The organism is Streptomyces sp. WG7 (assembly GCF_049975785.1).
Classification (GTDB): domain Bacteria; phylum Actinomycetota; class Actinomycetes; order Streptomycetales; family Streptomycetaceae; genus Streptomyces.
On record NZ_JBNGGE010000010.1, the window covers coordinates 162,185 to 170,282 of the forward strand.

Consider the following 8,098-nt stretch of genomic DNA (forward strand, 5'->3'; position numbering starts at 1 on the left):
GGGATCAGCGGCGTCCGGTCACCAGCAGAGTGGGATGAACCAGGTAGTAGCCCGGTTCGTCGACCACGTACTGAGGATGTCCGGGGGTCAGCAGGGCCTCGCACCGTGCGATGTCCTCCTTGCTCATCCCCGCGTCCTCCCCCCGTGCCCGGGCGGCGGCCAGCAGTTCGGGCCACACGACCTTCTCCAGATAGGGACGGACCGTCGGGTCGGCGTCCGCGGGGAAGCCGACCCGGGGAAGGACGTGCAGCCGCACGTCCCGCAGGCCGGCCGCGGTCATCCAGTGCACGTGCCGCGCGTAGTGGTCCGGACCGTCGGCGGGAATCCCCCAGTTCAGCTCCGAAGCGGTGAGCAGCCGCCGCTCCAGGCGGGTGTGACCGGGAAGGAACGTCGAGCTGTAGTAGTTGCTCGTGAAGAGCGCGAGCACGCCGTCCGCCGACAGCGCCCCGGCCAGCCGCGCGACTGCCGCCGCGGGGTCCTCGACGTTCCCCGGCCAGATGACGTCGCTCGCCCAGATCGCGTCGAAACGGTTGTCCCCCAAGGCTCTTGCGGCAACGTCGTCCAGGTCCGCGGTCTCGGTGTGCACCTGGTCGAGGACGCCCGCCTCCTTCGCGTGCTCGCGGGCCAGCGCGAGCGCGCCCTCGTTGCGGTCCACGCCCAGGACGCGGGCCCGGCCGCCGGCGGCACGGGCGAGAGCGACCAGACCGCCCCCCGCGCCCGTGCCCACGTCGAGGACGCGGCGCCGGCCTTCCAGGCCGAGCAGGCCGACGGCCTGCTCGACGACCGGCGCCATGAACGCCCGGTTGGTCTTCAGATACGTCGTCAGCATTGCCTCGTCGACATCCACCATGCCGAGCAGCTTAATTGGTAATCATTTTCATGTAAACCTAGTTGGGAACGATTATGGTTTCCATATGCTGGTGGCCGAGGCGCCACGGTCCCGGGCGTGAGCCGGCCGAAGCCGAGGCTTCCGGCTGCCCGACGCGCTCGCTCGGGCGCCCCTCCGTCGCGCCCAGGTCGGGACAGGCCTGTGCCTGGCACCCGTCTCTCCTCCGGCAAACAAGGACACACTGTGAGTAATCTTTCCCGTCGCGCCTTCCTCGGGTTCGGCGCCCTGACCGCCGCGGGCGTCTCCGGGCTGCTGACCGCCTGTTCCTCCCCGTCGGACGACGGGGGCGACGGCGCGGGTACGACGTTGCGCGCGGCCTTCGCCGGGGGCGGGTCGAGCGAGACGCTGAACTACCTCGTCGGACCGACCGCCCTCGACTTCGTCCGGGCGCGGCTCGTCCACGCACCCCTCGGGGCCATCGACACGGGGCAGCCGGACGGCGTCGCCTACGGGATCCTGGAGACGATCGAGACCAGCGACGACCTCACGTCGTACACCCTGCGACTGCGTGATTCCGTCACCTTCACCGACGGATCCCCGGTGACCGCCGCCGACCTGCTCTACTCGCTGCGCGCGCCGGACGAGTTGGAGGGTCTGCCGTTCACCCGCCTCGTGGGGCGCAACTTCGACCTCGCCGCCGCCCGCGAGCTCGACCGGCGCACCCTCCGCCTGCCCACCGCCGGCCCGATCGCGGACGGGCGCCTCCTGCTGTGCCAGAGCATGCTGGTCATCAAGGACGGCACCACCGAGTTCACCCCCGGGACGCCGTCCTGCGGGCCGTTCGTGATCGAGGCGTTCGAGCCGGGGCAGCAGACGCTGCTGCGCCGCAACCCCGACTACTACGGGGACGACGTGCACCTGGACGAGATCCACCTGCTGTCCATAGGCGACGCCGAGGCGCGGGTGAACGCGCTGCGAGGGGGGCGCGCCGACTTCGTCAGCGGGGTGTCACCCTTCACCGCGCGCAGCCTGGAGAAGGACCGCGGGTTCACCGTGAGCGCCGGTGAGCCGCCGTACGTGTCGAACCTGCGGTTCGAGATGAACATGTCGCACGCGCCGTTCAAGGACGAGCGCGTGCGCAGGGCGTTCCGCCTGGCGATCGACCGTCAGGCCATCGTGGACACGGTGTACTTCGGCCGCGCCGAGATCGGCAACGACGTCCCGGCGATCGGCTTCCCCAGCTACCACGCCGGCCTGGAGCAGCGGTCCCACGACCCGGACGAGGTGAAGGCGCTGCTGCGCGAGGCGGGTCACGAGGGGATGTCGATCGAGCTGACCGCCGGCCCCGAGCTGACCGGCATGGTGGAGACGGCCACACTGATGGTGGAGAACCTCCGGGCGATCGGGGTGAAGGCGAGCCTGAAGGAACTGCCGGCCGGGCAGCTCTTCGCGGACTACGAGGCCTACCAGCGCCTCCCGTTCGCCGCCGGCTACAACCCGCCGGCACCCTTCGAGGCCAACCACACGCCCGGGACCTTCCCGGACATCGACAGATTGGTGTCCACCGCTCGCAGCGCGCCGGCCGAGGCGGACCGGAAGAAGGCCTCCCACGAGGCGCAGCGCCTGTTGTGGGAGAAGGGGAACGAGATCGTCCCGGTGTTCGTCCCCACGGTGGACGCCCACACCGACAGGTTGAGCGGTGTGCGGGTTCAGCAGTTCCCCGACCTCTCGGCCGCCGAACTCGCTTCGGCGTGATCCGGTTCGGGGTGGTCCGCGGCGTGACGGCCGCCGCGATGATGCTGCTGCTGTCGGCGGTGCTCTTCTTCTCGACCGAGGTGCTGCCCGGGGACGCGGCCGGAGTCGTCGCCGGCGCGGACGCCACCGAGAGCGAACGGGCCGAGATCCGGGAGCGCCTGGGGCTGGACCGGCCCGCCGCGGCACGCTACGTGTCGTGGCTGGGCGACGCGCTGACCGGCGACCTCGGCCGCTCCTCCGCCGCCGGCCGGCCGGTGAGTGAGGTCCTCGCCTCGCGGTTCGGGAATTCGGTGGTTCTCGTCGGACTCGCGGTGGCCGGCATCGCCGCGCTCGCGGTGACGTTCGGGCTGCTCGCCGGTCTCCGGGCCGGCCGGCTCGAGGACCGGCTGCTGTCGTCGATGACGGTGACACTGATCGCACTGCCGGAGTTCCTCCTGGCCACCGGTCTGGTCGTGGTGCTGGCCCACCAGGGAGGGCTGTTCCCGGCGGTGTCGCTGTTCCCGCCGGGCGATGCCCCCTGGCAGCATCCGGACATGCTGGTGCTGCCCGTGACCGCGCTGGTTCTGGCGGGTCTCGGGGTGGCGACGCGTCTGGTCCGCGCCGCTGTGGTCGGCGCCGCGCAGAGCCCCGTGGTGGAGCAGGCCCGTCTGGACGGCGAGTCGGGGGTGCGGTTGGCGTGGTCCTATGTGCTGCCCGCAGCCGCCGCGCCAGGCATCCAGGGACTGGCCGTGATGGCGGCCGGGCTGCTCGGCGGCAGCCTGGTGGTCGAAACGCTGTTCAACTACCCCGGGGTGGGCAGCGAGTTGGCCCGCGCGGTCGCCTATCGGGACGTAGCGATGGTGCAGGGGCTCGGGCTGGTCCTGGCGGGGGCCGCCCTGCTGATCCTCTTCACGGGTGATCTGCTGGCCGGATGGCTGAACGTCCGCTCCCGCCCCGCGTCGAGGCTCCGGGCCGGACGGAGGACGTCATGACACGCACGATGCTCCGATGGCTGCTGCCGGCCGTCCCGGTCCTGACGGTGGCGGTCGCACTGGCCGGACCGTGGCTTCCGTTGCCCTCACCGACCGAACGGGTGGGCGTCCCCTTCGAACCGGCGAGCTGGTCGCGGCCGTTCGGCACCGACATGCTGGGGCGCGACGCGCTGGCGAGGACGGCGCACGGCGGCCGGACCCTCGTACTGCAGGCGCTGGCCGCGACCGCGCTGGGCAGCATCGCCGGACTGACCATCGGCACCTGGGCCGGCCTGGCCAGACGGGGACCCCTCAAGGGCGTACTGCGCGTCGTGGACGGCCTGGCCGTCGTCCCCCCGCTCCTGATCATGCTGCTGGTCGCGGCGGGCAGGCCCGGCAGCGAGCTCGCCGTACTGGTGGCCGTCACCCTGGTGAGCCTGCCGTTCTCCGTGCGTGTCATCGGCGCGGCCACCGCCCGGCTGGCCGAGCTGTCCTACGTACGCACCGCGCTGGCACGCGGAGACAGCAGGTTCGCTGTCATTCGGCACGACATCGTCCCGAACATCGCCTCCGAGGCGTGGGCCGAGGCCGGTCTTCGCTTCATCGCCGCCACTCAGCTCTGCGCGACGGCCGGATTCCTGGGCCTGGGCGCACCGGCGCCGGCCGCCAACTGGGGCCGGCTGGTACGGGAGAACGCGGTGGGCGCGGGAGCCCAGCCGTGGCCGGTGCTGGCTCCGGCCCTGCTGCTGGTCATGCTCGCGCTCGGTATGACCCTGGCCGCGGACCGCCTCACGTCTCCCGTCGGGCGCCCACGAGACGAACGGAACACCGCGCGATGAACCTGGTGGAGGTCGCGAACCTGAGCCTGTCGTCCGCCGAGCGGACGGTGCTGTCCGACTGCTCGCTGACGATACGGCCGGGAGAACGGGTCGGCCTGGTCGGCCGGTCGGGGTCGGGCAAGACGGCACTGGCACACGCCCTGCTCGGCTATACGAGGCAGGGGCTGGCACGGGTCGGCGGCACGGTCCGGGTCGCGGACCACGACCCGTTCTCACCCGCCGGCGCACGGCGGGTGCGTGGGCGCCTGGCCGCGTACCTGCCGCAGGACTGCGCCAGCGCGCTCCCCGCCGAACACCGGGTCGGCTGGGTGCTGGACCGAGCGGCCCGCCGGTCCGGAACGGGACGTGCGGAACTCACCTCCTTCCGTACGGACGCACTGGAGCGGATGGGGCTGCCCGCGGACCTGGCGCGGGCGTTTCCCCACCAGATCTCCGGAGGCCAGGCCCAACGCGTGGCCCTGGCCGCGGCGCTGGCCGTAGGCGCCGAGCTGATCGTCCTCGACGAGCCGACCAGCGGCCTGGACACGAGGGCGACGGAGAATCTGATCCACCTCCTGACCACCGCCGCCGGCCATGCCGCGATGCTGGTGGTGAGCCATGACCTGGATGTGGTCGACCGCCTCACCCACCGCAGGGTCGCCCTGTCCCGCGGCACGCTCACCGACGACACCGTGGCCGGCCTCGGCGGCGGTGGGCGGCCGCGCGCTCCCCGGCGACCGGTCGCAGCGGCACCTGCTCCTCGTGCGCCGGAGGGGGAGACGTTCGTGCTGAGCGCCGACGACGTCCGGGGAGGGCCCGGCGCGAAACCCGTACTGCGGGGTGCGAGCCTGGCACTGAGCGCCGGTGAGTGTGTGGCCGTCATGGGCGCCTCCGGAGCGGGCAAGACCACGCTGGCGCGGGCGCTGGCGGGCACGCTGGAACCGAGCGGTGGCCGTCTCTGGCTGGACGGAACACCACAGCCGTGGCCCGTCGCCCGGAGAACGGCCGCCGACCGGCTCCTGGTGGCCCATGTGGACCAGGACAGCCGTGCCGCGCTCAACCCGCGCGAGACCGTCGGCACGGCCCTGGAGAGAGCACGACGGGCGGCCGTCCGCGGCGGTCTCGTCCCGTCCCCGGTCGCGGAACTCCTCAGCGCGGTCTCCCTTCCCCAGAAGGCCGCGGACCGTCGCCCCGGCGAGCTGAGCGGGGGAGAACGCCAGCGGGCGAACCTCGCCCGGGCCGTCGCCGCCGGGCCCCGTGTGCTGCTCTGCGACGAGGTGACCGCGTCCCTCGACGGCGCCACCGAGCGGGAAGTCCTCGGCATGCTGGCGAAGCTGCGACAGGAACGGGGCGTTGCCGTACTCCTCATCACGCACAGCGAGGCCGTCGCCGCCACGGCGGGCCGACGCCTGGAGTTGATGGACGGCACGCTCGTTCCTGCCGACCCGCACCCGCGCCCGCCGGGCGGCCGGGCCGGGCCGTGAGGGAACTGTGCCAGGTGTGGATGAGACCTGAGACCTGCTCAGGCAGCACGCCGTACGGAATGCGGGCTCGGCCACGACGGCAACCCGGTCGTCAGGCCGAAGGGGGAGTTCGCCGGCCGCCGCGCCGGGCTACCCACCCCGCGACGACAAGAAGGCGTGCGCGTGGGCGCGGGAGCCGACGCGACGCGATTCCCGATCCGGGGACCTCGGGAGTCGCGCCGCGACGTCGTTCGGCAGCTCTGCCGCGCCCAGCCGCTCGTCTCGGAGCAGGTCACCCCTCGTTCAGCGTGATGGCCCTCGCGGGACACCGGTCCACCGCGTCGCGGACGCCGTCCAGCACCGCAGCGGGGGGTTCCGGTGTCCGGAGCACTACGAGCCCGTCGTTTCCGTCCTGGTCGAACACGGACTCGGCGGACAGTACGCACTGTCCGGCACCTACACAGACATCGCGGTCCACGGATACGCGCACCAGGTCTCCTTTCCCGCGGGCCCGGGCAGCGTCTGGCCCGGGCGGTGTGGCGGGCGTCATCAGGCCTGCCCGTCCTCGAGCCGTGCCGTCTCCCGCAGCGCGTTCTTGTCCGTCTTCCCCACGGGGGTCAGGGGCATCCGCTCGACCGCCTTCACCCGGTCCGGTGCCTTGTAGGCCGCCAGACCGCGTTCCCGCAGGAAGGAGGCGAGTTCCCGGGTTCCGGGCACCGGGCCCGTACACACGACGAAGGCCACGGAGCGTTCGCCGAGTTCGGGGTCCGCCGCGGCCACGAGTGCCACGGAGTCGATGCCGGGATGGGCGAGCAGGTGCTCTTCGACCTCGGTGGCGTCGATCTTCTCGCCGCCCCGGTTGATCTGCTCCTTGACGCGGCCGACCACGCTGAGGTGTCCGGTGGGGAGCCGCCGGACGAGATCTCCGGTGCGGTAGAAGCCGTCCTCGGTGAAGTGGGTCCTCGCCAGTTCGGGGGAGCGGTAGTACCCGCGCAGCGTGTAGGGACCGCGCGTCAGCAGCTCTCCGACGTGCCCGTCGGGAACCGGCGCGCCGTCCCCGTCGACGACGAGGACCTCGTCCGCCGGTGAGACCGGGCGGCCCTGCGTGGAGCAGATGATCGCGTCCGGGTCGTCGAGCGCGGTCAGGTTGAGCAGTCCTTCCGCCATGCCGAACACCTGCTGCAGCCGGGCTCCGAGCGTGGGCTCGATACGGCGCGCGAGGTCGTCGGCCAGCCGCGCCGCACCGACCTGGAGGACGGCGAGGCTGGAGACGTCCGGCCGCCGCTCCTCGAACTCCCGCAGCCAGTAGGGGACCAGCGGTGGATTGACGGCGGTGATGGTGACCTTCTCGCGCTCGATCAGCTCGAGGGCGGTGCCGGGGTTCGGACTGGGGGAGAGCACCACGGTCCCGCCGGCGTGCAGCGTTCCCAGAACGCCCGGGCAGCTCATCGTGAAGTTGAAGGCGATCGGCAGGACGGCCAGGTAGACCGAGTCCGCGTCGAGCCGGCACACCTCGGCCGCGGCTCGCGCGTTGTAGGCGTAGTCCTGGTGTGTCCGCGGGATGAGCTTGGGCGTGCCGGTGGTGCCTCCGGACAGCAGGAGGAGAGCCAAGTCACCGGACTCGACGGGGGGTTCGGGGGACGCGACGGCGGGTGCCCGTGGATCGAGCAACGTCTCGAAGGGGACGAAGCCGCTGTGGTCCCCCGTGTCGCCGACGACGATCGTGTGGCGCAGTGACGCGTGGTCGGCGCCGAGGTCCGCGGCCAGCGTGCGGTAGTCGAAGCGGGCGTGCCGGTCGGGGATCACGTAGGCGACCGCCTCGGTGATCCGGGCGAGGTGCGCGATCTCGTGGCGACGGTGTCCGGGCAGGGCGTGGACCGGTACGGCGCCGAGCCGCTGCAGCGCGAACCACAGCAGCACGAACTCCGCGCGGTTGGGCAGCTGCACGATGACCCGGTCGCCCCGGCGCAGTCCGAGACGGTGCAAGGACCGGTACAGGCCCTCGACTTCGGCCTCCAGTGCCGAGTAGGTCCAGCGGCGGTCTCCGTCGACCAGGGCCGTGGCCGTCGGACGTGCCGACGCCTGCCGGGCCGGGAGATCACCGAAGACCTCGTCCCGCCAGTAGCCGGCCTGGCGGTAGTGCCGTGCGGCCTCCGGTGGCCAGCCGGGCCAGTCCGGTCTGCCGGACAGCGCTCCCTGTACCGAGGTCGTTCCCATGTTTCTCCTCCGAGGCGTGGTGCGGATGTTGGTGGTGGTGCCCCACAGAGCCGCACATCTAGGCTA

General features: G+C 72.3%; 7 protein-coding genes. 4 read left to right on the forward strand and 3 right to left on the reverse strand.

What is annotated here, in order from left to right; genetic code table 11:
- Positions 1-4: 4 nt before the first annotated feature.
- A complete protein-coding gene (locus ACP4J0_RS13835; RefSeq protein ID WP_426598955.1) occupies positions 5-850 on the reverse strand; it encodes an SAM-dependent methyltransferase in 846 nt (281 codons plus the stop codon).
- 222 nt (positions 851-1,072) lie between these two features.
- Here ACP4J0_RS13835 and ACP4J0_RS13840 point away from each other — a divergent pair, with 222 nt between their 5' ends.
- From ACP4J0_RS13840 to ACP4J0_RS13855, 4 genes are read left to right on the forward strand one after another with little or no spacing between them, the layout of a single operon-like run.
- On the forward strand, positions 1,073-2,584 hold the full coding sequence (locus ACP4J0_RS13840) for an ABC transporter substrate-binding protein (protein ID WP_426598956.1): 1,512 nt from the start codon (positions 1,073-1,075) through the stop codon (positions 2,582-2,584).
- The gene (locus ACP4J0_RS13845; RefSeq protein WP_426598957.1) at positions 2,581-3,555 is read left to right on the forward strand and encodes an ABC transporter permease; all 975 of its coding nucleotides are present in this window, start codon (positions 2,581-2,583) and stop codon (positions 3,553-3,555) included. Before ACP4J0_RS13840 ends, ACP4J0_RS13845 begins: the two co-directional genes overlap by 4 nt.
- Positions 3,552-4,373, forward strand: coding sequence for an ABC transporter permease (locus ACP4J0_RS13850; RefSeq protein WP_426598958.1), 822 nt, complete (start codon positions 3,552-3,554; stop codon positions 4,371-4,373). Before ACP4J0_RS13845 ends, ACP4J0_RS13850 begins: the two co-directional genes overlap by 4 nt.
- A complete protein-coding gene (locus ACP4J0_RS13855; protein WP_426598959.1) occupies positions 4,370-5,836 on the forward strand; it encodes an ABC transporter ATP-binding protein in 1,467 nt (488 codons plus the stop codon). Before ACP4J0_RS13850 ends, ACP4J0_RS13855 begins: the two co-directional genes overlap by 4 nt.
- Before the next feature lie 271 nt (positions 5,837-6,107).
- On the opposite strand, the gene ACP4J0_RS13860 is transcribed toward ACP4J0_RS13855, so the two are convergent.
- The gene (locus ACP4J0_RS13860) at positions 6,108-6,305 is read right to left on the reverse strand and encodes a ferredoxin (protein ID WP_426598960.1); all 198 of its coding nucleotides are present in this window, start codon (positions 6,303-6,305) and stop codon (positions 6,108-6,110) included.
- 59 nt (positions 6,306-6,364) lie between these two features.
- Positions 6,365-8,032 carry a (2,3-dihydroxybenzoyl)adenylate synthase gene (locus ACP4J0_RS13865; protein ID WP_426598961.1) on the reverse strand — a complete coding sequence of 556 codons (1,668 nt, stop codon included), beginning with the start codon at positions 8,030-8,032 and terminating at the stop codon, positions 6,365-6,367.
- Positions 8,033-8,098: the final 66 nt, after the last annotated feature.

Coding starts and splice junctions, on each gene's coding strand:
- ACP4J0_RS13855 (WP_426598959.1), top strand. CDS start 4,370: ATGAACCTGGTGGAGGTCGCGAACCTGAGCCTGTCGTCCGCCGAGCGG.
- ACP4J0_RS13865 (WP_426598961.1), bottom strand. CDS start 8,032: ATGGGAACGACCTCGGTACAGGGAGCGCTGTCCGGCAGACCGGACTGG.
- ACP4J0_RS13850 (WP_426598958.1), top strand. CDS start 3,552: ATGACACGCACGATGCTCCGATGGCTGCTGCCGGCCGTCCCGGTCCTG.
- ACP4J0_RS13835 (WP_426598955.1), bottom strand. CDS start 850: ATGGTGGATGTCGACGAGGCAATGCTGACGACGTATCTGAAGACCAAC.